Source organism: Paenibacillus sp. MER TA 81-3, from assembly GCF_023713585.1.
GTDB lineage: Bacteria > Bacillota > Bacilli > Paenibacillales > Paenibacillaceae > Paenibacillus_B > Paenibacillus_B profundus.
Genome location: NZ_JAMAWB010000007.1, coordinates 294,037 through 317,293, shown reverse-complemented (window position 1 = coordinate 317,293; position 23,257 = coordinate 294,037). Strand labels below are relative to the sequence as shown.

The window sequence follows — 23,257 nt, the reverse complement described above, 5'->3', positions numbered from 1 at the left end:
ATAAAGGTATAGAGGACAAGCTTCAAAGGGAGGGATGAAGATGGCGGCACGCAAGGAGCGTATAACAGCGATACCTATCGTTCGTGCGTTGGCCATGCTTGGTGTAATAAGCGTCCATGCAACGTCGGATGCGGCTGTAGAAATGACTCGATCGAAAATGTATTATGGGTACACGTTTTTTAATATTTTTTTCAAATACGGTACACCGACGTTCATTTTGCTGAGCAGCTTTGTCTTATTTTATAACTATGGCGGGCGGGAAATGCTCCAGTCGTCCGTGCTCAAGAAATTTTATCGCAATCGACTGCGGTATGTCATTATTCCGTATATCCTTAGTTCAATCTTTTATTTTACATTCGTACATACGACGATCTACACGGATCGAAGCTGGGATGAGATGATACGGACGTTTGTCACTCAAATCCTGACCGGTTCAGCGTATACCCACTTATATTTTGTTTTCATCAGCATTCAGTTCTATCTTTTGTTCCCGCTAGTGCTGCAGCTGTTCCGCTCACGGAAAATAACGGCCTGGGCGATTCCTCTTGGGTTGTTGCTCCAGTGGGGATTTGTCGTATGGAATAAATATGATTTGCAAGTTGTATCGAAAGGCAGCATTGCGTTGTCGTATATGAGCTATTATTTCTTGGGTGCTTATTTGGGATTGAATTACGAGCGCGTGCGACCATGGTTAAGCTCGTTGGGAATAAAGGGCGTGCAAAGGTCTTACCGTATCGGAACGGCTCTTCTGTGGGCAAGCTGGCTCGTATGCGCGCTTCTGCATGTACAGATTTGGTTCTGGACCCGTTCTACAGGGCGCATTATGGATTCGCTAGTTTACGAGCTATTATGGAACGTTCATACACTGTTGTCGGCTATCGTTCTCATGCAGTTGGCCTTTTATTTGGAACGCCGGCTGCCGGAGTTATTGCGCCGTGCGATGGTTCGATTGGGGGAGTTGTCTTTTGGCATCTATTTGGTGCATCCCATCTTTCTTGCCGTTTATCGACAGGTGCCTTGGCATCAGGGCAAATCGCTGCTGTATCCGATCTATTTAGCCGGTGGATATATGTTTGCCCTCGGCATGTCGTGGCTCGTTGTATCGCTTGCGTTCAGCTTTATTCCCTTTGCATGGGTAGGGTTGGGCGCCCCTCCAAGCCGATCGTTGGCTAATAGACGCCGAAGCTCGAGGGTATCTGTAAGCTCAACCAGCTCGGGCGCTTGAGAAGGGTTCGAGAAGGAGGATAAGTCGTCTGTGCAAATGCGCAGGCGGCTTTTTTAGCGTTGGATAAAACCATTCTCTGAATACGGTTATTCATCCTCATAAAGCGTTCCGAAGGTGCCTTCAGCCGAGAAGAATGCGGCGTTAACTGGTTTCTCGACAAAATACGCAGGCCAGTCAATCGGTGTGGACTCGAATGCTGCGGTCTCTCTCTTCCGTGTGCGCATTTCGGAAAACTCGCTCTCGCGTTCGAACGCCATCCTGTAGCGATTTACCCTTTTGGCCACTCTCCCAATGCTTCAGACTGTGCGATGAAAGGCTCGGTACGTAATGATTGACTCGGACATGTAGTGAATGGCTAGGGAGTTGACAGCAGGAAGGCGAGCCATGGTACTGTGAGCCAAGTCAACTGGTATTTGCAAAGTGCATGGTGAGCGCAGCCAAGTCGACCGAGGTTGCATCGTGGAATCAATATTGTTTTATATTTGAGTTGTTTAGAGATCATCTTCAATCGGATGGTCTATTCTGCATGCGAGAAAAACATTTGAAAATATGTTGAAGTTTAATAGACGCATGGTGTGTGAATGTTGGGGCCGATGCATACGGATTGGTAAAAAATATTGTTGTTATGATGGAGGAATAGGCTAATAACTACTGTTAAGTAAGGATGAGCTTTGTCAATCGGCCAATGATATTGTGCTCATTTTCTGAATAGTTGGGAGAGTGGTCAAAAGGGCTTTTAAAGGAGACTTCCTTAACGGAGAGCAAGCGGTTGCGCACAATTGTCTGAGCATGCACTGGTCGAGAGGATGCTTCCGTAAGTGGACTGCCTGAGCAAGGTCCTTCTGTAGGAGGGAGTTTTGAGAGGAACTGAAGAATGGAAAGGATTGACGCGTCGTTCGTTCCGTGATAATATACTTTTAATTTCTTCAATTTGCTAATAAGGTAACTTGGTAATATATTAACACATTAAAGCATCAAGGGCGGGGTGACAGGATGACAAAGCCAAGAATGTTCGAGAAACCTTCAGGTGTTCGTGATTATTTGCCTGAAGCCGTGCGCAAGCTGCGGTATATCGAGCGTGAAGCGCTCCACACGATGGAATGCTGGGGATACAAGCAGATTATTACTCCTACGATGGAGTTCTATGATACGGTAGGCACGGCAAGCTCCACTTCGGATCATAAGCTGTTCAAGCTCTTGAATCAACGGGGAACGACGATGGTGCTTCGTTCCGATATGACGGCCCCGATAGCGCGCGTCGTGTCCTCGCTGCTGGGCAAGGAACCGTTTCCGATTAGGCTGTCTTATCACGCTAACGTGTTTCGTTCCATGGAGGAAGAGGCGGGTCGGGAAGCAGAGTTCTATCAGACGGGAGCCGAATTGGTCGGTGATGGAGCTCCAGAAGCTGACGCGGAAGTGATCGCGCTGGCGATAGCGTGTCTGAAGGCGACGGGAATCGAACGGTTTAAGGTTGCTCTCGGTCACCACGGGTATTTGCAAGGTTTATTTGAATATACGCTGCCGCAGGGCGGAGAGCCGCAGACACGGCTTAAGCAGTGCCTCGTACAGCGGGATGTGGTCGGCTTCCGCGAGCAGGTGAGCGCCTTGACGGTGACGGCTGAACAGAAGGAACGATTGGAAGCCGTGCTTCAGCTGCGGGGCGGTCGAAGCGTGTTGGCAGCCGCACGGGGGATAGCCGATGAGCCCGCTATGGAGGCTTCCCTCCTTCATTTGGAGCAGGTGTGGGAAGTGCTTGAAGCTTACGGTGTCAGCGAGCATATTGTACTCGATCTGACGATGATGGGTGACTTTTCATATTATACAGGCATGATTTTTGAGGGCTATGCAGCCGAGATGGGCTTTCCGGTAATGAGCGGAGGGCGGTATGATAATTTACTGCAGCAATTCGGGCGTTCAGCGCCAGCTACGGGCTTCGCACTTAAGACGACGCGCATTATGGATGCTATATCGTCCGATCAGCAGGATAACGAACGTGGAGCAGCCGCCACGATCATCCATTATGACGAACTGTGCCGCAGAGAGGCGTTGACGGAAGCGGCCCGGCTGCGGGCCGAAGGCAGAATTGTCATCACGCAGCGTGTGGATCAGTTGAATTGACCGCAATACGGAAAGAGGGTGCCACTTATGCAAGACTGGCTAAAGGTAGCTATGCCGAAAGGGCGTATTTATAAGCAAGCATCGGCTTTATTTCGAGAAGCCGGGCTGTCAGTGCCTGAGGATGAGGATGATTCGCGCAAATTAATTATCGATGTCCCTGCGGCGCAGATGCAATTCATCATGGCGAAGCCGGTGGATGTGCCGACATATGTGGAGTATGGTGTAGCGGACGTCGGTATCGTGGGCAAAGACGTCCTGATGGAGGAAAGTAAGGACGTATACGAGCTGTTGGATCTCGGCATTGCCCGCTGTCGCATGTCGGTTATCGGACTCCCTCTGTGGAAGCCGGTCATTCATTTGCGGGTCGCAACGAAGTATCCGAACGTTGCTTCCCAATATTTTCGTGAACGGGGTCAGCAGGTCGAAGTGATTAAGCTGAACGGATCGATAGAACTGGCCCCGCTCATCGGGCTTGCGGATCGGATTGTAGATATGGTGGAGACGGGGAAGACGCTGAAGGAGAACGGCTTGGTCGAGTTGGAAGAGATGTTCGGCATCACGAGCCGCCTTATCGCGAACCGAGTGAGCTATCGCATGAAAAATGAACTCATTCAAGGGTTGTGCGATCGGCTTCAAGCGGTCATTTCACCGCAAATAACGTTGTAATTGTAGGAATTGGAACTATAGATATACACTCATGGTCAAAATGGAGGGAGAAACGATGCGGATAGTGAAGGCGGCTGACTGGGGAATGACGCGCCAAGTGGACTATGGCACCCCTGAGCAGATTGAAACGGTGAAGCGTATTGTGCGTGATGTGCGGCAAAAGGGAGATGTGGCTGTCCAGGAGTATACTTTAATGCACGATAAGGTTGAAATCTCTTCCGAACAGCTGCGCATTACGGAGTCGGACGTGGAAGCGGCATACAAGCGGGTGGAAGAATCGTTCCTGACGGCTATCCGGCAGGCCGCGGATAATATTCGCCGCTTCCATGAGAAGCAGAAGCGCACCTCTTGGATGGAATTCCAGCCAGACGGTACGCTGCTCGGGCAGATTGTACGTCCACTTAAGCGGGTAGGCGTCTACGTGCCTGGCGGCAAAGCGGCTTATCCGTCCTCCGTTCTCATGAATGTCATTCCCGCCCAGGTGGCGGGGGTGCCGGAGATCGTCATGGTTACGCCGCCTGCAACCGGCGGCACAGATGGCATCGATCCATACATTCTCGTGGCCGCGGCGGAAGCGGGCGTGAAGGAGATGTACCGGGTCGGCGGCGCACAGGCCATCGCCGCGCTCGCATACGGCACGGAGACGATTGCGCCGGTCGACAAGATTTGCGGACCAGGCAACATTTATGTGGCGCTCGCGAAGCGGGAAGTATACGGCGTCGTCGATATCGACAGCATCGCTGGTCCTTCCGAAATTGTGGTGCTGGCCGATGAGACCGCCCGGCCGTCTTACGTCGCGGCAGATCTGCTCTCGCAGGCAGAGCATGACGAGATGGCGTCAGCGGTGCTTATTACGAATTCCCCATCGCTCGCCGATGCGGTATCGGCGGAAGTAGAGCGCCAGCTCGCGGTGCTGCCGCGTCGGGATATCGCGGCGGCATCAATCGAGCAATACGGAGCGATCCTCATCGTGGACGATTTGCGCGAAGGCGTAAAGATGGTCAACGAGATAGCGCCTGAACATTTGGAGATTTTGACGGAAGACCCGATGGAATGGGTCGGATCGATTGAGAACGCAGGGGCCATCTTCCTCGGCGCTTATAGCTCCGAGCCGGTCGGGGATTACTTTGCCGGACCGAATCATATTATTCCGACGAACGGGACAGCCCGGTTCTCTTCTCCGGTCGATGTCGATATGTTCATGAAGAAATCAAGTCTGATTCGATACAGCAAGGAAGCGCTCCTGGCGAACGGCAAGACGATTATGGAGCTGGCGCGTCATGAAGGCCTTGAGGCGCATGCGCGTGCGATAGAGGTACGACTGCGGGATTGAACCTTGTTGCGATAATCTACAGATCATTTTCGGATAGAAGGGCGGAACCACACATGACACAAAATGCTGCAAATCGCGTTCGCCAAGCGGACATGGCTCGCAAGACGAACGAGACGGATATACAATTATCGCTTCACGTTGATGGCTCAGGCAACAGCCGGCACGACACCGGCGTTCCGTTCTTGAATCATATGCTCGATTTGTTTACGAAGCACGGACATTTCGATTTGCAGGTCAAGGCGGTGGGAGACATCGACATTGATGATCACCATACGGTGGAGGATATCGGCATTTGCCTTGGACTTGCCCTGAAGGAAGCGCTGGGGGATAAGGCAGGCATTCGACGTTACGCGTCCGTATTCGTGCCGATGGACGAGGCATTGGCGCAAGTCATTATTGATGTAAGCAATCGTCCGCATTTCGAGTATCGGGCTTCGTATCCTTCTGCACAGGTCGGTGCGTTCACTGTGGAGCTTGTGCATGAATTTCTATGGAAGCTGGCGCTGGAGGCCCGGATTACGCTGCATGTCATCGTGCATTACGGGCAGAACACGCACCATATGATTGAAGCGGTATTCAAAGCGTTAGGCCGTGCATTAGACGAAGCAACTTCCATCGATCCCCGGGTGCAGGGCGTGCCTTCTACGAAAGGGGTGCTCTAGCCCATGATCGCCGTCATCGATTACGGGATGGGTAACTTGCACAGCGTGAGCAAAGCGGTTGAACGGCTTGGATATGACGTCAAAGTTACGGATTCGCTTGCAGAGATGCTTGCCGCGGACGGCATTATTCTTCCTGGAGTCGGAGCCTTCGGCGATGCCATGCAAGCCTTGCAGGACAGCGGCTTGGATGACGCGCTGCGCAAGGCGGTGCAAGCCGGGAAGCAGACACTCGGCATTTGCCTTGGCATGCAGCTTCTCTTCAATGTAAGTGAAGAGCACGGGCAGCATACAGGGCTTGGACTTCTGCCAGGGCGCGTCACGCGATTCGAAGGGGGCTCCTATAAAGTGCCCCATATGGGCTGGAATCCGCTCAAGTGGCGGCAGCCGGCACACCCGTTGACGGAAGGGCTGGAAGAGGGACACGTCTATTTCGTCCATTCCTACCACGTGCTTCCGGGCTCGGCAAGCGATGTGATCGCAACCTGCTCATATGGCGGGAAGCAGGTCACATCCATCGTCGGGCGGGATAATGTGTACGGCATGCAGTTCCACCCGGAGAAGAGCGGATCGCTCGGGTTGCAGCTTCTCGCTCGGTTCCTGAAGCTAACAGGCAACGCAAGGAATTAGATCTGCGGAAATGACTCGGTTACATCTAAACTAGGAGGCGAAACAGCTTATGGCGGCATTTACGATATATCCGGCCATTGATATTAGAGGAGGCCGATGCGTGCGATTAGTGCAAGGCGATTACGGCCGGGAGACGGTCTATGACGATCAACCTGTAGAGGTAGCCCAGCGTTGGGAAGCAGACGGGGCTGCTTGGATCCACCTTGTCGATCTAGACGGCGCGAAAGCCGGACACCCGGTCAATGACGGACTTATTGCCGACATTGCGCGTTCCGTCAACGTACCTGTTCAAGTCGGCGGCGGCCTGCGCACGCTTCCCGATGTGGAACGTCTGCTTGAAGCCGGCGTGGCGCGCGTCATTCTCGGCACGGCTGCCATTGAAGACCGTGCGTTTGTGGAAGAAGCGCTTGCGCGTTATGGCAGGAGCATCGCGATCGGGATAGACGCCCGTGACGGATATGTTGCCACGCGTGGATGGCTCGAAACGTCGGAGGTCAAGGCTGAAGTGCTCGCTGGCGAGCTTGCTGGTGCCGGTGCAGAAACCTTTATTTTTACCGATATTTCGCGCGATGGCATGATGAAAGGCCCGAACGTCGAGGCAATCGTCGCTTTATCGAAGTCATCCGGCCAGACGGTTATCGCCTCCGGAGGCGTCAGCAATCTGGATGATCTGCGCAAGCTGTCCGCGCATTCGGCAGATGGCGTCGGAGGAGCGATTGTCGGCAAAGCGCTGTATACGGGAAGCATCGATTTAGCAGAAGCGGTGAAGCTTGCGCTTGCCACCGACAACGGATAGATGAAACGGAGGGGCTGACATGTTAGCGAAACGGATAATTCCATGCTTGGATGTAAAGGACGGCCGGGTCGTCAAAGGCGTGAACTTCGTCCAATTGCGCGATGCCGGTGATCCGGTAGAGCTAGCGGCGCTGTATGACCGTGAAGGCGCTGACGAGTTGGTCTTTCTCGATATTTCCGCTTCGGTGGAAGGGCGAACGACGATGATAGAGGTCGTTCGTCAGACAGCAGGGGAAATCTCCATTCCATTTACCGTTGGCGGTGGTATTTCCCATGTAGATGACATGATGCGAATTTTGCGCGCAGGAGCGGATAAGATCGGCATCAACACGGCCGCGGTCAAGCAGCCATCGCTTATTACGGAAGGTGCGCGGCGCTTCGGTTCTCAGTGCATCGTCGTCGCGATTGATGCAAGGTATAACGATGCATGGGGTGATTGGGAAGTATACACACATGGAGGGCGCACTCCGACTGGTATTCGTGCCGTGGCATGGGCGCAGGAAGCGGAGCAGCTCGGGGCCGGCGAGATTCTGCTGACGAGCATGGATGCGGACGGAACGAAGGATGGCTTTGACATTCGACTTACCCGTACTGTGTCGGATGGAGTTGGCATTCCTGTCATCGCCTCCGGTGGAGCAGGGAATGCGGCGCACTTTGTAGAAGCTTTCGCAGAAGGGCATGCAGATGCGGCGCTTGCGGCTTCTATTTTCCACTACAAAGAAGTGTCGATAGCAGAAGTGAAGACAGCGCTGCGAGAACAAGGGGTGAATGTGCGATGACAGCAATGCAGACCGCTATCCAGCGGGAAGAACTTGCAGATCAGCTGCAATGGAACGAACAAGGCTTGATTCCGACGGTCGTGCAGGATGCGGCTTCCAAGCAAGTGCTGATGGTGGCGTATATGAATCGGGAGTCGCTGAAGTTATCGTGTGAAAAGGGAGAGACGGTATTTTGGAGCCGCTCCCGTGAAGAGTTATGGCATAAAGGCGCGACCTCCGGCAATACGCAGCGCATCGTATCGGTATCAGCGGATTGCGATCGGGACACCCTGCTCGTGCAGGTGGTGCCGAACGGACCGGCCTGTCATACGGGAAGCTATACGTGCTTCTTCGATGTATGCGCGGAGCAGGAGAGCAGCGAATCTGCCCCGCCGCTGTCTATCATCTCCGACCTGGAACGCATGATCGCAGAGCGTGAGGCGGAGCGCCCGGATGGGGCATATACGTCGTATCTGTTCGATAAAGGCATCGACAAAATATTGAAAAAAGTCGGTGAAGAAGCAGCCGAGGTTATCATTGCTGCGAAGAACGGCGATAACACCGAGCTGCGGAATGAGACAGGCGATCTGTTGTTCCACTTGCTCGTCCTTCTTCGCGAGCGCAAGCTGCCTCTGGATGACGTGCTGGCTGAGCTGAAACGGAGACATCAGGCGCCACGACGGGATACGTATGACGAGCACGGAAAAGTGTAAGAGGATTACCTTCCTTTTTAAGGCGATTCAGCCCTAGCTGTCTTCTCAACTAAGAAGATAACGGGTGAATTGCCTTTTTTGTCATGACATTATGGAGCGGAGAATAGAGGATGAACTGAAGCCGTTTGCATAATCGTGTTCAAAGGCAGCGGCTGTGATTGAACAAGTTGTGAAGGTTGCTTGCGAGGGGGACAAATGTCGTGTTTGTTCGTTGATAGAACACGAGATTATCGGTATAATAAGATTAGAATTATTATCAACTGAAAACAGGAATCATTTAGAATGGTCCCAACGCATAAGGTGTCATGTAGACGAGTGGAGTTTGAGGCCGAGGTATTCATTTTCTCAATATGAGGGGGAACCTTACCGTATGCCGAGTAGTAAATTACGCATTTTCTCTGGCTCATCCAATCCGAAGCTCGCCGCACATATCTGCTCGGAATTGGGTGTGCCGCTAGGAAATGTGAAGCTGTCCCGCTTTCAGAGCGGAGAGATTTACGTCCACTTTGAAGAGACGATCCGCAATTGCGATGTATTTCTCGTTCAATCCTTCTCCCATCCGATTAACGAGCACTTTGTTGAACTGCTCGTCATGATCGATGCGGCGAAGCGGGCTTCTGCCCGTACGGTGAACATTATCGTTCCTTATTACGGCTACGCCCGTCAGGAGCGCAAGTCAGCGCCAAGGGAGCCGATATCGGCGAAGATGGTAGCGGATGTCTTGACGACGGTTGGCGCTGGACGCGTTATTACGATTGACTTGCATGCGTCCGCCATCCAAGGTTTCTTCAACATTCCGGTCGATCACTTGACAGCGCTAGATCTAATCAGCGGCTACCTGAAGGAGAAAGAGATAGCCAACCCGATTATCGTGTCGCCGGATGCTGGACGGGCATCCACCGCGGAGAAGCTTGCCGATCAACTGGATTCACCGTTCGCTATTATGATTAAGAAGCGCCCTGCCCACAATGAAGCGGTCATTACGCATGTCATCGGAGACGTGAAGGGACGCACCCCGATTATAATCGAGGACTTAATTGATACCGGTTCCACGATTGTGAACGTAGTCGATGGATTGAAGGTACGCGGGGCGGAAGATGTATTCGTATGCGCCACGCACCCGCTGTTCAGCGGGGAGGCGCTGCAGAAGCTTCAACACCCGAACATTCGCGAGGTTATCGTAACGGACTCCATAGCGCTTCCGGAAGAGCGTTCCGATGTCATTCGCGTATTGTCCGTTGCGCCTCTGCTTGCGGAAGCGACGCGCATCATTACGAACGGCGGATCGATCAGCACGCTGTTTAAGTACAAAGGCGTGTAGGTAATTAATAGCAGGGGATCGTTTTCAGCGATGGGACTTGCTCGTTGCTAACGCAGGCGTCTTCCGTAATTGGTCCGCCTGTCGCAGTTTTAAGGGCTCTATTTTTCCTTATGAAGGTTCGTGAAAGGGATGAGGGAAATGCGCGTCATTATGTTATACTGGGGGGTATGTGTACAAAAATGACGTGTCAGGAGGTGCCTTGGCGATGGCAGAACAGAAGCCACTGTGTACAAAAAAGGATTACGTGATGGAACAGGACAATGTGGTAGGGTTCCCGGCCGATGCTGTCGCGTTCTCGGAGCGCGCGGTAAAGTCGCTGGATCGGCTGCACTACGACAAGGCATTGAGATATTTTCGCAAGGCGGTTGAATGTGAATCGGATAACCCGATTCACCAATGCAACTTGGCTGGGGCGCTCGCGGAAACAGGGAGCTTCGAAGAGTCGAATCAAATCTTAGCCTATATTGTAAATGAACTCGATCCGGAGATGAATGAGTGCTATTACTATATGGCGAACAACCTCGCTTATATGGAACAATTCGAGGAATCCGAAATAATGCTAGAGATGTACCTGTCTCGAGATCGTCACGGCGTATACGCCGAAGAGGCGGAAGAGATGCTGGAAATGATTCATTACGAATTGAATCGCCCATTTAATCCGGCTCGCCGAACGAATTCGGCAGAGGACATTTCTGTGGAAGAGTCTTTTTCCGGGTCTTTGAACGGTGAAGCGGAAGATGAATTTTTGGCAGAAAGAAATGATTACGAAGCTGCTGGAGGTATGCATGCTGCCGGGGATGCGAATGGAACGGCAAATGCGCCGGATGCTCCGGATGGACTAGAACAGACAGTAGAGGATCATGAGCAGGCCCGCCTTCTATTGGAAGCAGGGCGATTTGTCGAAGCGGAGAAAGTTCTGCAGCGAATTTTGGAGGCCGATCCCGATTTTTTGGCTGCACGCAACAATTTAGCGCTAGCCTATTATTACATGGGCCGATTCGATGAAGCGCGTGAGATGCTGAACGGGGTATTGGAGCGGGACTTGGGCAACTTGCATGCATTATGCAATTTGGCCATATTCGAGCGCCATGCCGGTCACGAGGATACGGTGCGGGCGCTGATCGATATACTGGTCAAGATCGAGCCGTTCCACCGTGAACATGTGTTCAAGTTAGCCACGACGATGGGTATACTCGACGAACACGAGCAAGCCTATCGCCATCTGCACCGCCTGGTCGCAAGGGGGATGCAGCGTGAGCCAAGCTTGTATCATTATGCAGCGGTGGCAGCATGCCATATGGGCCGATATGACGAGGCGGCCCGATGGTGGGCATCTTGCCGCCGGCTGGATCCTGAATCTGGCGTTGCGACATACTTTTTGGAACAATTGCAGCAGCGGGGAGAAGGCGGACTCGATCCGATGCCAAGCTATCATTATCGACTTCCGTACGAGGAGACGAGCCGGAAGGCGCAGGAACGCGCCACTCGCTCCACAGCCCGGAAGCGGATGGAGGAATCGGCATCCACGATGGATTATGAGGAGGACTGGGAGCAGCAGATCAAATCCGATCCGCTCGTGCGCTCCTCTCTGTTCTGGGCGCTTCGGTTCGGTGAGCCGGAAGTGAGGCTTCAGGCGCTGCAAGCAATGAGCCTGCTGGCAGACGAGGAAGCGAAGGAAGCGCTGCGGACGCTGCTGCTTGACCCGGACCAAGATGCTTATATCAAGCAGGTTACGCTATATGTCCTGCGCATGTTAGGGGTTAAGGGTCCTATCGATGTGCAGTGGGACGGTGAACGGATACAAATAAGCAGCAACCATATCGCCAATCGTCTGCCAACCTGGGAGCCGCATTGGCAGCAAGTGCTGGATATGGTGCGCGACTATATGAAAGAGGAATACGACCTCTTTCAAATGCACGATGCGGAGACGCTGTGGATTGAGTTCATTACGCACCTCTATCCCGATGAAGTGCCTCGTATTACGAAGGCTTCGAGTTGGGCGGCCGCATTGGAATATATCATAGCGAAGATGTACCGTCGCCCATTGTCTTATCAGGATGTTGCTGTGCGGTACGATGTATCCGCGGCGACGGTCGCCAAGCACGTAAAACGTATGGAAGATACCTGTCAGGTGGAAGATAGATTGAAGCAAACTTTAACCTGATTATTGTAGAGGTTGTTTCGCAAGTTCCTTCTTGGTGCTGAAAATTCACTTTTTTAACAAGTATTTATTACACCACACTATACTGAGGGAGGCCTCACTTCTATGGAAAACAAAGTATACAAATCGGTTGTAATCGGCACGGGTCCTGCAGGATATACTGCGGCAATCTACTTGGCGCGCGCCAGTCTGAACCCGCTCGTAATCGAAGGTCCGCAGCCAGGTGGTCAGTTAACGACGACGACCGATGTAGAGAACTTCCCAGGCTTCCCTGAAGGCATCATGGGTCCTGAACTGATGGACAACATGCGCAAGCAAGCCGAACGCTTCGGCACGGAGTTCAAGTCGGGCTGGGTTACGAACGTGGACTTGTCCAAGCGCCCGTTCACGCTTCAAGTGGAAGGCATCGGAGAGATTGTGACTGAATCGTTAATCGTAGCGACTGGTGCTTCCGCACGATATCTGAACATCCCGGGCGAGCAGGAGAACTTGGGTAAAGGCGTAAGTGCCTGCGCGACTTGCGACGGCTTCTTCTTCCGCGGGAAGAAAATTGTCGTAATCGGCGGGGGGGACTCGGCGATGGAAGAAGCGAACTTCTTGACTCGCTTTGCTTCCGAGCTGACGCTAGTGCATCGCCGTGATGAACTGCGCGCTTCGAAGATTATGCAGGATCGTGCAAAGGACAACAGCAAGATCAAATGGGCTTTGAACCGAACGCCGCTTGAAGTCGTTGGAACCGGTATGGGCATTACCGGATTGAAAGTGAAGAACAACGAAACAGGTGCCGAGGAAATAATTGAAACGGACGGGTTGTTCGTCGCTATCGGCCATAAGCCGAATACAGATTTCTTGAAAGGGAACGTTGAGTTGAACGACCAAGGCTATATCGTCGTGAAGCCAGGCACGTCCGAGACGAACATTCCAGGCGTATTCGCAGCCGGCGACGTTCATGATATGAAATATCGCCAAGCAATTACCGCCGCGGGCTCCGGATGCCAAGCCGCCCTCGACTGCGAGAAATTCCTCGAAGGCAGCATGACGCATGACTGGAGCAGCACGTTGAGCAACTAAATCAGCGGTCCGTTCCGTCGGTTTTTCCTATTACATTTTGGATGAACGGAGCCCGCGGGCTCCGTATTTTTCATCATGATTTTCCGATTTTCGGATCCATTTCAACGGCAGGCCGTTCTCTTGACCTGACTAAAGGGTTCGCGTATAGTGGGTACTGAAGTACCATACGATTATGAGTAAAAGGTGGATGACGCATGTCTGAGCAAATCTACGTGGGTGTCGATTTGGGAGGTACGGCAATCAAAGTCGGTATTTGCGATGCGGAAGGACGACTTCTGCAAACGTTTGAAGGGCCGACAGAGGTTCCCAAAGGTCCCGATATCGTCATGGATAACATCGAGAAATATATTCGCCAAATCGTGGAGGAGTCGCCTTACGATTGGAGCCAAGTGGCTGGAGTCGGCGCGGGAGTTGCAGGATTTACGAATGTAAAGGAAGGCGTTATCGTGCTGGCGCCCAACGTAGGATTTAAGGATGTGCCGATTCGTTCCATATTGGAAGAACGTCTTGGCAAGCCGGTCAAGATCGATAATGATGCGAATGTTGCCGCGCTTGGCGAAGCATGGAGCGGAGCGGGCAAAGGAATCGACCACTGCGTTTGCTACACGCTGGGCACAGGTGTTGGCGGTGGGATTATTATTCATGGGAAGATCGTTCAAGGCTTCGCCGGATTAGCTGGAGAGCTCGGCCATATCGCCGTTATTCCGGATTTGGAAGCGATTCAGTGCGGATGCGGCAAGATGGGCTGTCTGGAGACCGTATCTTCGGCAACAGGTATTATTCGCATGGCGAAAGATGCCGTGGAACGCGGTGATCGCACTTCGCTTTCCTTAGTGGAAGACATTACGGCCAGGGATGTATTCGACGCTGCCAAAGCCGGCGACGAAGTGGCCAGCCGAATCGTCTCCCGCGCTGCTTATTATTTGGGGAAATCGATGGCTGCTGTTGCAGTGACACTGAATCCGGAACGGTTTATTATTGGCGGCGGCGTGTCCAAAGCCGGCGAGTTCTTATTTGACCAAATCCGTGAAACGTTCATGAAACTAACACCTGATCCGGTTACGCGCGGCGTATCGATTGTTCCAGCGGAACTTGGCAATGATGCAGGTATGATTGGTGCGGCAGGTTTGTTCTTGCGTTCGTAGTCGGCGACGGTAAGGGAGAGGACGAACGATGATCGAATCGACAGAGATGACAGCACTCGCGAAACTCGTCATTATTACAGGGATGTCCGGTGCAGGGAAGACAATAGCAGTTCAAAGCATGGAGGATCTTGGATTTTTCTGTGTGGACAATTTGCCTCCGGTTCTCATACCGAAGTTTGCAGAGCTTATTGAGCAATCCAAAGGGAAGATCGGGAAAGTAGCGCTCGTTATTGACTTGCGAGGGCGTGAATTTTTTACGGCCTTATCTGAATCCTTAAATTATATCCGAGAGCACTATACGATTAATTGTGAAATTTTGTTCTTGGATGCGACCGACGCGGTATTAGTGCAACGTTACAAGGAAAGCCGCCGTCGTCATCCACTCTATCCGAACGGGCTGCCGCTTGAGGGCATCAAGCAGGAGCGGAAGCTGCTGGAGGATTTGAAAGGATGGGCGACGCAGGTCGTTGATACGAGCAATCTAAAGCCCGCGCAGCTGAAAGAGCGAATCGTGTCCCGGTTCACGCATACGGATCAGAGCACGATGTCGGTGAATGTGACCTCATTCGGTTTCAAATACGGTGTTCCAATCGATGCGGACTTAATATTTGACGTACGCTTTTTGCCAAATCCGCACTATGTTGAACAGCTGCGTCCTCGAACGGGACAGGATATTGAAGTATACGACTACGTCATGAAATGGCCGGAGACTCAGGCTTTTTTGACGAAGCTGCTCGATATGCTTAATTTCCTGCTGCCGCAGTACCGTAAGGAAGGGAAAAGTCAGGTCGTAATCGGTATCGGATGTACCGGTGGAAAGCATCGTTCCGTTGCCGTGGCAGAATATTTGGGTCGTATGATCGGCGCCAGCGACACGGAAGTCGTTCGTGTGAGTCACCGTGATGCCGAGCGGGATCGACATTAGTGGAGGTCGCTATGGCACGTAAAGGAGAAGAGCGTGAACTTCCGCGTATCGTGGTGATGGGTGGCGGAACGGGGCTGTCCGTCATGCTGCGCGGGCTCAAAGAGAAGCCGCTTGATATTACTGCCATCGTTACAGTGGCGGATGATGGGGGCAGCTCAGGCATTCTGCGCAGTGAATTACAGATGCCGCCTCCGGGGGATATTCGCAGCGTGTTGACAGCGCTGGCCGATGTCGAGCCCTCTCTGTCTGAAATGTTGAAGTATCGCTTCCAGAACGGTTCCGGTCTGGCTGGTCACAGCTTGGGGAACTTGATTCTTGCGGCAATGACCGATATTACCGGAGACTTTGTATCTGGAATACGAGAATTAAGCCGTGTGTTGGCTGTCCGGGGACGTGTGCTTCCGGCGGCTGATCAGGCAGTGGTGCTGAAGGCAGAGATGGCCGATGGAACGATTATCGAAGGGGAATCGTCCATTCCAAAGGCAGGGCAACGAATTAACAGGGTGTTTCTTGAGCCTGAATACGTGGAGGCGCTGCCGGAAGCGGTAGCGGCGCTGGAACAAGCGGATGCCATTCTGATGGGTCCAGGCAGCTTATACACCAGCATTATTCCAACTTTGCTTGTTCCGAAGCTGGCTCAGGCGGTACGGGAATCCGATGCGGTGAAAATATTTGTATGCAACGTAATGACTCAGCCGGGAGAAACCGATGATTACGCGGTGAGCGATCACTTGATGGCCGTACAGCAGCATGTCGGCACTCAGATGTTCGACTATGTCATTGTCAACGACGGAGAAATACCGCCGCAAGTACAGGATCGTTATGCCGAACAAGGGGCAAAGGCGGTTCATTTGGACTTGGAGGAAGTGACGAATCGAGGCTACAAGGTCATTGCGGACTCGTTAGTATTATTCCGAACGTATTTGCGTCATGATGCGGATAAACTTAGCCATCATATATATCAGCTGGTGGAGAATTGGATGCTACGAAAGAGGTGAGTGACGATGTCTTTTGCGGCACAGACGAAAAAAGAATTAACAATGGTTGAATCCGAACCGTGCTGCGAAAAGGCGGAACTGTCAGCGCTTATGCGTATGAATGGTTCAGTACAGCTCTCCTCGAATCGCAAAATCATTTTGGATATTTCGACGGAAAATGCAGCGATTGCCCGCCGCATTTATACATTGATTAAAAAGTATTTTCAGGTGCATACTGAACTTCTCGTTCGTAAAAAAATGCGCTTGAAGAAAAATAACGTCTATATCGTGCGCATTCCGACGCGCGTGCAGGAGATACTCCATGAGCTGTACATCGTATCGGAAGGATTTCAGTTCACGGATGGTATAGAGAAACGGATAATCGCGCACAATTGCTGTAAGCGGGCTTATTTGCGCGGAGCATTCATGGCAGGAGGTTCGGTGAACAATCCCGAAGGATCCTCCTATCATCTGGAGATTTCTTCGATGTATGAAGAGCACTGCAAGGCGCTTGTGGACTTGGCCAATGAATTCCATCTGAATGCGCGGTTCATTGAGCGGAAGAAGGGCTTCGTCCTGTACATTAAAGAGGGCGAGAAGATCATCGAGTTCCTTAATATTATCGGGGCGCATCAAGCACTGTTCAAATTCGAGGATGTCCGGATTATGCGCGATATGCGCAATTCCGTGAACCGCATTGTGAATTGTGAGACCGCAAACTTGAATAAGACAATAGGTGCTGCTGTAAGGCAGATTGATAATATCCGCTTGATTGAGAAGGAATTGGGCTTAGAACAGCTCCCAGAGAAGCTGCGAGAAGTGGCTGAAGTGCGTCTGGCGCATCCGGATATCAACCTGACGGAAGTAGGAGAGCTTCTTAAAGGAAAGGTGAGCAAGTCAGGCGTCAACCATCGCCTGCGCAAAATCGATGAGCTGGCCGAGCGAATTCGCAACGGATAACGGTTTGGGAAACGAAGTGAAACAACTTTATTCCTAGTTTAAAATCGTTTATAATGCTATAATGTGATAAAATGAAGCAAAGCGGCGTAAATTTGTGTTAAAGTAAACTATACATGAAATATAGGGGGTATGATTCGCATGGCTCAACAACCAGTTGTCGTACGTTTGAAGACAGGATTGCACGCTAGACCTGCGGCCTTGTTCGTTCAAGAAGCGAATAAATATTCTTCGGATATCTTCGTTGAGAAAGAAGATAAGAAAGTGAATGCGAAGAGCATTATGGGGATCATGAGTCTCGCAATCAGCTCCGGTACGACCATTACCATTACGGCCGACGGTGCGGACGCCGATCAGGCTGTAAGCGCTTTAGTCGTGCTCGTGAGCAAGGAAGAATTGGAGAACTAATCGTTACTAACGCGATTTGATTTACGTATGAATGATACGCAGCTGCTACCCACAGCTACCCACAGAAGAGAAGAGCCTCAAGGCTCTTTCTTTTTTTTGTTTTTAAGGACTGTTTAAGTTCTGTGGAGCGAAAATCAAAACGTAACTTTATCCATGCCGGAGAAGGCATGCCTGTTCCATTCATTGCCTCACTCTCCCCTTCATTCAGAATGGAAGCTGGCAGCCCTCGTCCCTTTCAAACGGGAATATGTAATGGCCCTTATGTCCATTCTCCCGTACAGTCAGGAGGGATAACGTCGAGGAAAAGGCACGTGCCGTGTCCGTATACCATGGCATGAAGCGGCGATTAAGATTGGAAGTCAATGAGAGTGGTAAATTGATCGTGCCGTTTCCTGACGGAATGGGAGAATGAAACAAAGCGGAGGTTGATGCGGATCACCGTCAGTCTGCGCATGCCACTGCACGAACGGAACATTTCGTTAATGAGAAGAGTCAATGTTCTACCTATTTGAGGGAAAGTATGCCTCAAGGCGATTTCTGGAGAGCGTTGGCAGGTGCGAAGAGAACTGTTGTTTTTCGAATAGTGAGGCGCGGACAGCGATCGAAGGCATCGGGGGGATGCTGGCGGGTGAACTGTTCTGGAAACCGCTGTAGAACATAACAAGGACCTGGGGAATACCCAGGTCCTTGTTGCCGTTCAAGTTATGTGTATGACTTATTGATTGAATACATCGATTGAGCCTTTGACGTTTCCTTTGATGCGCAGACGGTACGTTTCTCCGGCCTTCACTTTATAGAAATAAAATGGCTCATTCTGCCAACCTACTTCACCCGACTTCGTTTGCTGAAGGATCCAGCCGCTCCACGGAACATACATTTCTAAATGCATTTCATAAGTGCTGTTGCTGCCTGTATTTTTCTCCGAGCTGGCATTCACATAAATGGTACTCCGGACGGAGTCGCTTGGAATCGTTATATCCTCTTTAATTTGATGGCTGGTTGTCGTTGAAAATGAGGACGACCATAAATATAAAGCGGGTCCGAGCGTCTGAAACGGTTTCTTGTAAATCGCGGAATAGCCGCTGTCGGGACCGTATATGCGGTCCAATTGTTCTTGATTGGCCGACTTGGCAAAAAGAGAGGCAGGCGCCAGCATGCTGACGGCAAGCGCAACTAATAGAGTTTGTTTCACTTTGTTCTTAAACAACAAAAATTACCTCCTCTATCAACAATTAGGATATGTTTGCGCCTATAACATACCACGACCTGCAAGCTAGAAATAGGTTAATCAAAGTAAAATATGAAAATTTATGTATTCTATTTCAAATATTTTATATCATTGACAACGTATATCGCGCGAGTGTTTGAAGTTTGTGTTTTTCTGTGAAATGGTAATTAATTCTTGATAATTGTTGTGGAACATTGAATTAAAAAACGATGGCGTCCGGAAAATAAGATCATCGCAAATTCATTTCGATATTTCGTCGCAAGCTTTGCAACATAATTTCCCTTGGTAACGTTTAGAAGACAAGAGGTTAGTCAATCTTAAATCTAAACGATGCGGAGGGAATGGATATGGGTCAGGTTAGGGTGCAAATGACGTCTTGGCGTCGGACGGCGGCAGCTGTCGTGTTAGTTGGTGCGATGTTGGTGGGAGTGTCAGGGGTGATTGCGCCTAATCCAGTTCATGCGGCAGGGGAACAAGTGATGCTGAAGGATACGATTAGTGTTTCGGGTACAGGTGAGATAGAAGTGACACCGGACGTGGCGTATGTGGATATCGCAGTGGAGACCCGTGCCAATACGGCTGCGGAAGCACAGCAGAAGAATGCGGCTGCATTCGATAAGGTGAAGCAGGTGCTCACCCAAAAATACGGGGTGCAGGACAAAGATTTGAAAACAACCAATTTCTCTGTAGATCCGGTATACAAATACGCCGAGAATACGGAGCCTAAGGTTGTCGCTTATCAAGCGCAGCATGCGGTACGAGTGACTTATCGCGACCTTGCCCGCTTGGGCAGTCTGGTCGATGCCGCTACGAGTGCAGGGGCGAACCGCATCATGCAGATTAATTATGACACAGAGAAACGATCGGATTATGAGACTCAGGTGCTGGAGAAAGCGGTACAGCATGCGACGAAGAAAGCTCAAGCGTTAGCGAAAGCAGCTAATCGGGAAGCAGGCATGGCGATCACGATTGTCGAGTCCGGCGCAGATTGGACTCCAGTGAGAATCATGTCGGAGCAGATGAAGGTAGCAGACAGCGCATCGAATAGCGTGTCGTCTCCGCAAGGGGGACTAGTGAAGCTGCGCTCGCAAGTGCAAGTACAATTTCAAATGAAATAATACGGAACGATGGCAGCCCCCACGCGCAGATCAACAGAATGCGGTTTGGGGGTTGTTTTTTGATGCCATAAGCCCTAGAATGTGAAAGGGGATTCGGAAAATACCGATTTCGTTCAAATAAGTGGATTGCAGACCTTAACATGGTGGAAATGCGTCAATCCCTTGAAGTTGGATGTATGTTTTTGTCGAAATTACGTAAAAATAGTTGTATCGTCAGAAAAAACGATGTATATTGGATATGCAAAAACGCCAACGTGCTCTGGACGGAAAGCCATACCAATGGATATGGCTTTTTTTGCTTAATGGATAAGAACGTTACATTTCTCACAATACAGCATCGTTTCTACATGATAGGCTGACGATATGAGGGGTTGATGCTAATGATTGAACTGGTAAATGTGGAAAAGCATTTTGCCGGGCAACCCGTTGTGCATCCTTTGTCGCTTAAGATTGACGAAGGGGAATTTTTAACGCTGCTCGGTCCGAGTGGTTGTGGTAAGACGACCATTTTACGCATGATTGCAGGATTTGAACAACCAACGACAGGCGAGATTCGGCTTGATGGAGAAAATGTTACCGATTTACCTCCGAATAAGCGCAACTTGAATCTAGTCTTTCAACATTATGCACTGTTCCCGCATATGACCGTGGAGCAGAATATTCAGTTTGGCCTTAAAATGAAAAAAGTCCCGCAAGCGGAGCAGCGTGAGCGGATTGCGGATGCGATTCGTCTGACCCAGCTTACACCACTGGCAAAGCGTTTTCCGCATCAGCTGTCAGGTGGACAGCAGCAACGTGTCGCGATTGCGCGTGCCATTGCGAACCATCCGAAGGTATTGCTGTTAGACGAGCCTCTCGGCGCATTGGATCTGCAGCTGCGCAAAAATTTGCAGGGTGAATTGAAACAACTGCAGCGCAATCTAGGGATTACCTTCGTCTATGTGACGCATGATCAAGAAGAAGCGATGATGATGTCTGATCGTATCGTTATTATGAATAATGGACGCGTGGAACAAGTGGGTTCGCCAAAAGAGATATACGAACGCCCGGAGACGTTGTTTGCAGCAACATTCGTTGGGGAGAACAATGTTTTTCATGAAGAGCATATGTTTGCCGTTCGTCCGGAGAAGATTCGTGTTGCGGCTGAACCGGAGGATGCACGCAAATCTGGCATTATACAAGATATCGTCTATTTAGGGAACATTCATAAGCTGATCGTGCATCTTGCGCATGAGCAGACGAATGTGACCGTCGCCTTGGACTTCACGGATGAACGGAAGTGGGAAATTGGACAGCGCGTCGGTGTGAACTGGAACGCTCAGGATGAGGTGATGATCGGCCCATGAAACGCTCCTTCGGCATCATTGCGCCGGTCGTGTTGTGGCTAACGGTCTTTCTCGTCGTGCCGATGGTGGCCGTCATTGCCGTGTCCTTCATGCAACGCGACGAGTTAGGCAATGTCGTATATTCGTTTACGTTGGATAATTACGCTCGCTTTTTTGACCCGCTATACTTGGGTATTTATTGGGATACGTTGTGGCTGTCGGTCTTGACGACGGCAATCTGTTTATTGCTAAGCTATCCGCTAGCCTATTATATTTCGAACGCAAGTCCGAATCGGCAGAAGCTGTGGCTTATTCTGATTACGGTTCCATTCTGGATTAACTTCCTCATTCGGACATACGCATGGGTGCTGTTGTTGCGCACGCAAGGCGTGGTGAATAATGCCTTAATCGATATTGGGCTTATAGAGGAACCGCTTCAGATGCTCTATACGAAGGGAGCTGTTCTGCTCGGGATGGTCTACACGTTCATTCCGTACATGGTGCTGCCCATTTATGTCGCTCTGGAGCAGATGGACAATCGCTTGCTGGATGCGGCAAGTGACCTAGGAGCCACGCGATGGAAGTCGTTCTGGCATATTACGCTTCCACAGACGAAGTCGGGCATCATGACCGGGAGTGTGCTCGTGTTCATTACAACGGCAGGTATGTTCGTTGTCACCGATATTCTCGGCGGCGCCAAAGCGCAGATGCTCAGCAATATTATTCAGAACCAATTCCTCGGCGCGCGCGATTGGCCTTATGGATCTGCGCTATCGGTCTTGTTCGTGCTGAGCTCGCTTATTATTATCGGGCTGTTCAATCGGGCTCTTCGCTCCAGTTATGAAGCATCGAAGGAGGCGAGAGTATGAAGGCTGCAGGCAAAGGGAAGCAGCATCCGCTGCTCGCGTTCCATTCGGCTTTGTTGATTCTGTTCATTTATGTGCCTGTCTTGATGATTATCATCTATTCGTTCAACGACTCGCGCATCAATTCGAACTGGAGCGGATTCACATTGAAATGGTACGGTTCATTGTTCGATAACCGCCAAGTGATGGAAGCACTTGGGAACAGCTTAACAATTGCCGTCATTTCAACGGTTGTGTCGACCGTGTTCGGTACGATGGCTGCACTTGCGCTTCGCCGTATGGCAAGCCGCAAGAAGAAGGGCGTCATCGGGCTCCTATATTTGCCGATTATTGTGCCGGATATTATTATGGGGCTGTCGCTGCTCGTTCTGTTCAGCCAATTTCAAGTCCCGCTTGGAAAGCTGACGGTCATTATCGCCCATATTACGTTCAGCATCTCGTATGTGTACGTTATCGTATCGTCGCGCTTGGCCAATATGGGCAAGCAGCTGGAGGAAGCAGCTTCCGACCTTGGCGCATCGCCGTGGCAGACGTTCCGCTTCGTGACGTTGCCGTCTATCTGGCCGGGTGTTCTGGCTGGTGCGATTATGGCCTTCACCTTGTCGATTGATGACTTTATGATCAGCTTCTTTGTCGCCGGACCGAATTCGACCACTTTGCCTATTTATATTTATGGCTTGGTCAAGCGGGGAATTTCACCGGAGATCAATGCGCTGTGCACGCTGATGATTATCGTCAGCGTTGCGCTCATTGTGCTGGCGCAGTGGTTATTGAACCGCGGCAACGGAAACGAACGGAGTTCCATGTTGCCGTTCTAATATATTTTTTCATGATGAAAATCTGCAGGAATATGCAGGA

The 23,257-nt window shown here is 51.1% G+C and carries 23 protein-coding genes; 21 read left to right on the top strand and 2 right to left on the bottom strand.

Features of this window, described 5'->3' with window-relative positions; all coding sequences use genetic code 11:
- Positions 1–40: 40 nt before the first annotated feature.
- Complete coding sequence (locus M3650_RS12605; protein WP_251575145.1) at positions 41–1,225, top strand: acyltransferase; 1,185 nt, start codon at positions 41–43, stop codon at positions 1,223–1,225.
- Between the two features lie 86 nt (positions 1,226–1,311).
- Here the strand turns inward: M3650_RS12605 and M3650_RS12600 are convergent, their stop codons facing one another.
- Positions 1,312–1,509, bottom strand: coding sequence for a hypothetical protein (locus M3650_RS12600; RefSeq protein WP_251575143.1), 198 nt, complete (start codon positions 1,507–1,509; stop codon positions 1,312–1,314).
- A 709-nt stretch (positions 1,510–2,218) separates the two neighbouring features.
- On the opposite strand from M3650_RS12600, the gene M3650_RS12595 reads away from it, so the two are divergent.
- The 16 genes from M3650_RS12595 (at position 2,219) to M3650_RS12520 (ending at position 17,862) form a co-directional block, all read left to right on the top strand.
- A complete protein-coding gene (locus M3650_RS12595) occupies positions 2,219–3,343 on the top strand; it encodes an ATP phosphoribosyltransferase regulatory subunit (protein ID WP_251575142.1) in 1,125 nt (374 codons plus the stop codon).
- Between the two features lie 27 nt (positions 3,344–3,370).
- Entirely contained in the window at positions 3,371–4,009 is a 639-nt protein-coding gene (hisG, locus tag M3650_RS12590) for an ATP phosphoribosyltransferase (RefSeq protein WP_251575139.1), read from the top strand.
- 55 nt (positions 4,010–4,064) lie between these two features.
- Entirely contained in the window at positions 4,065–5,342 is a 1,278-nt protein-coding gene (gene hisD, locus M3650_RS12585) for a histidinol dehydrogenase (RefSeq protein ID WP_251575137.1), read from the top strand.
- A 53-nt stretch (positions 5,343–5,395) separates the two neighbouring features.
- Positions 5,396–6,004, top strand: a complete 609-nt coding sequence (gene hisB, locus M3650_RS12580) for an imidazoleglycerol-phosphate dehydratase HisB (RefSeq protein WP_251575136.1) — start codon at positions 5,396–5,398, stop codon at positions 6,002–6,004.
- 3 nt (positions 6,005–6,007) lie between these two features.
- Entirely contained in the window at positions 6,008–6,631 is a 624-nt protein-coding gene (gene hisH / locus M3650_RS12575; protein WP_019421945.1) for an imidazole glycerol phosphate synthase subunit HisH, read from the top strand.
- 49 nt (positions 6,632–6,680) lie between these two features.
- Positions 6,681–7,427 carry a 1-(5-phosphoribosyl)-5-[(5-phosphoribosylamino)methylideneamino]imidazole-4-carboxamide isomerase gene (hisA, locus tag M3650_RS12570; protein WP_251575133.1) on the top strand — a complete coding sequence of 249 codons (747 nt, stop codon included), beginning with the start codon at positions 6,681–6,683 and terminating at the stop codon, positions 7,425–7,427.
- 19 nt (positions 7,428–7,446) lie between these two features.
- The gene (hisF, locus tag M3650_RS12565; protein ID WP_251575131.1) at positions 7,447–8,205 is read left to right on the top strand and encodes an imidazole glycerol phosphate synthase subunit HisF; all 759 of its coding nucleotides are present in this window, start codon (positions 7,447–7,449) and stop codon (positions 8,203–8,205) included.
- On the top strand, positions 8,202–8,897 hold the full coding sequence (gene hisIE / locus M3650_RS12560) for a bifunctional phosphoribosyl-AMP cyclohydrolase/phosphoribosyl-ATP diphosphatase HisIE (protein ID WP_251575128.1): 696 nt from the start codon (positions 8,202–8,204) through the stop codon (positions 8,895–8,897). The genes hisF and hisIE overlap by 4 nt, the downstream gene beginning before the upstream one ends.
- Positions 8,898–9,267: 370 nt before the next feature.
- Positions 9,268–10,218 (top strand): ribose-phosphate diphosphokinase, encoded by a 951-nt coding sequence (locus M3650_RS12555; protein ID WP_251575124.1) that lies wholly within the window; start codon positions 9,268–9,270, stop codon positions 10,216–10,218.
- Between the two features lie 205 nt (positions 10,219–10,423).
- Positions 10,424–12,382, top strand: coding sequence for a tetratricopeptide repeat protein (locus M3650_RS12550; RefSeq protein WP_251575122.1), 1,959 nt, complete (start codon positions 10,424–10,426; stop codon positions 12,380–12,382).
- Positions 12,383–12,484: 102 nt separating this feature from the next.
- A complete protein-coding gene (gene trxB / locus M3650_RS12545; RefSeq protein ID WP_233695581.1) occupies positions 12,485–13,450 on the top strand; it encodes a thioredoxin-disulfide reductase in 966 nt (321 codons plus the stop codon).
- Between the two features lie 194 nt (positions 13,451–13,644).
- Positions 13,645–14,595, top strand: a complete 951-nt coding sequence (locus M3650_RS12540; protein WP_251575121.1) for an ROK family glucokinase — start codon at positions 13,645–13,647, stop codon at positions 14,593–14,595.
- 28 nt (positions 14,596–14,623) lie between these two features.
- On the top strand, positions 14,624–15,520 hold the full coding sequence (gene rapZ / locus M3650_RS12535; protein ID WP_233695582.1) for an RNase adapter RapZ: 897 nt from the start codon (positions 14,624–14,626) through the stop codon (positions 15,518–15,520).
- An 11-nt stretch (positions 15,521–15,531) separates the two neighbouring features.
- Positions 15,532–16,518 carry a gluconeogenesis factor YvcK family protein gene (locus M3650_RS12530; protein WP_019421954.1) on the top strand — a complete coding sequence of 329 codons (987 nt, stop codon included), beginning with the start codon at positions 15,532–15,534 and terminating at the stop codon, positions 16,516–16,518.
- A 6-nt stretch (positions 16,519–16,524) separates the two neighbouring features.
- Entirely contained in the window at positions 16,525–17,457 is a 933-nt protein-coding gene (gene whiA / locus M3650_RS12525) for a DNA-binding protein WhiA (protein ID WP_019421955.1), read from the top strand.
- 138 nt (positions 17,458–17,595) lie between these two features.
- Entirely contained in the window at positions 17,596–17,862 is a 267-nt protein-coding gene (locus M3650_RS12520) for an HPr family phosphocarrier protein (protein WP_019421956.1), read from the top strand.
- A gap of 715 nt (positions 17,863–18,577) precedes the next feature.
- On the opposite strand, the gene M3650_RS12515 is transcribed toward M3650_RS12520, so the two are convergent.
- Entirely contained in the window at positions 18,578–19,069 is a 492-nt protein-coding gene (locus M3650_RS12515; RefSeq protein WP_251575119.1) for a hypothetical protein, read from the bottom strand.
- 368 nt (positions 19,070–19,437) lie between these two features.
- Between M3650_RS12515 and M3650_RS12510 the strand changes: the two genes are divergently transcribed.
- The 4 genes from M3650_RS12510 (at position 19,438) to M3650_RS12495 (ending at position 23,217) form a co-directional block, all read left to right on the top strand.
- A complete protein-coding gene (locus M3650_RS12510) occupies positions 19,438–20,208 on the top strand; it encodes an SIMPL domain-containing protein (protein ID WP_251575118.1) in 771 nt (256 codons plus the stop codon).
- Between the two features lie 374 nt (positions 20,209–20,582).
- Complete coding sequence (locus M3650_RS12505; RefSeq protein ID WP_285848430.1) at positions 20,583–21,554, top strand: ABC transporter ATP-binding protein; 972 nt, start codon at positions 20,583–20,585, stop codon at positions 21,552–21,554.
- The gene (locus M3650_RS12500) at positions 21,551–22,402 is read left to right on the top strand and encodes an ABC transporter permease (RefSeq protein ID WP_251575114.1); all 852 of its coding nucleotides are present in this window, start codon (positions 21,551–21,553) and stop codon (positions 22,400–22,402) included. The genes M3650_RS12505 and M3650_RS12500 overlap by 4 nt, the downstream gene beginning before the upstream one ends.
- Entirely contained in the window at positions 22,399–23,217 is an 819-nt protein-coding gene (locus tag M3650_RS12495; protein WP_019421962.1) for an ABC transporter permease, read from the top strand. The genes M3650_RS12500 and M3650_RS12495 overlap by 4 nt, the downstream gene beginning before the upstream one ends.
- Positions 23,218–23,257 lie beyond the last annotated feature (40 nt).

Coding starts and splice junctions, on each gene's coding strand:
- hisG (WP_251575139.1), top strand. CDS start 3,371: ATGCAAGACTGGCTAAAGGTAGCTATGCCGAAAGGGCGTATTTATAAG.
- M3650_RS12540 (WP_251575121.1), top strand. CDS start 13,645: ATGTCTGAGCAAATCTACGTGGGTGTCGATTTGGGAGGTACGGCAATC.
- hisD (WP_251575137.1), top strand. CDS start 4,065: ATGCGGATAGTGAAGGCGGCTGACTGGGGAATGACGCGCCAAGTGGAC.
- trxB (WP_233695581.1), top strand. CDS start 12,485: ATGGAAAACAAAGTATACAAATCGGTTGTAATCGGCACGGGTCCTGCA.
- M3650_RS12510 (WP_251575118.1), top strand. CDS start 19,438: ATGGGTCAGGTTAGGGTGCAAATGACGTCTTGGCGTCGGACGGCGGCA.
- M3650_RS12555 (WP_251575124.1), top strand. CDS start 9,268: ATGCCGAGTAGTAAATTACGCATTTTCTCTGGCTCATCCAATCCGAAG.
- M3650_RS12595 (WP_251575142.1), top strand. CDS start 2,219: ATGACAAAGCCAAGAATGTTCGAGAAACCTTCAGGTGTTCGTGATTAT.
- M3650_RS12505 (WP_285848430.1), top strand. CDS start 20,583: ATGCTAATGATTGAACTGGTAAATGTGGAAAAGCATTTTGCCGGGCAA.
- whiA (WP_019421955.1), top strand. CDS start 16,525: ATGTCTTTTGCGGCACAGACGAAAAAAGAATTAACAATGGTTGAATCC.
- M3650_RS12530 (WP_019421954.1), top strand. CDS start 15,532: ATGGCACGTAAAGGAGAAGAGCGTGAACTTCCGCGTATCGTGGTGATG.
- M3650_RS12495 (WP_019421962.1), top strand. CDS start 22,399: ATGAAGGCTGCAGGCAAAGGGAAGCAGCATCCGCTGCTCGCGTTCCAT.
- hisIE (WP_251575128.1), top strand. CDS start 8,202: ATGACAGCAATGCAGACCGCTATCCAGCGGGAAGAACTTGCAGATCAG.
- M3650_RS12550 (WP_251575122.1), top strand. CDS start 10,424: ATGGCAGAACAGAAGCCACTGTGTACAAAAAAGGATTACGTGATGGAA.
- M3650_RS12500 (WP_251575114.1), top strand. CDS start 21,551: ATGAAACGCTCCTTCGGCATCATTGCGCCGGTCGTGTTGTGGCTAACG.
- M3650_RS12520 (WP_019421956.1), top strand. CDS start 17,596: ATGGCTCAACAACCAGTTGTCGTACGTTTGAAGACAGGATTGCACGCT.
- rapZ (WP_233695582.1), top strand. CDS start 14,624: ATGATCGAATCGACAGAGATGACAGCACTCGCGAAACTCGTCATTATT.
- hisF (WP_251575131.1), top strand. CDS start 7,447: ATGTTAGCGAAACGGATAATTCCATGCTTGGATGTAAAGGACGGCCGG.
- hisH (WP_019421945.1), top strand. CDS start 6,008: ATGATCGCCGTCATCGATTACGGGATGGGTAACTTGCACAGCGTGAGC.
- M3650_RS12605 (WP_251575145.1), top strand. CDS start 41: ATGGCGGCACGCAAGGAGCGTATAACAGCGATACCTATCGTTCGTGCG.
- hisA (WP_251575133.1), top strand. CDS start 6,681: ATGGCGGCATTTACGATATATCCGGCCATTGATATTAGAGGAGGCCGA.
- hisB (WP_251575136.1), top strand. CDS start 5,396: ATGACACAAAATGCTGCAAATCGCGTTCGCCAAGCGGACATGGCTCGC.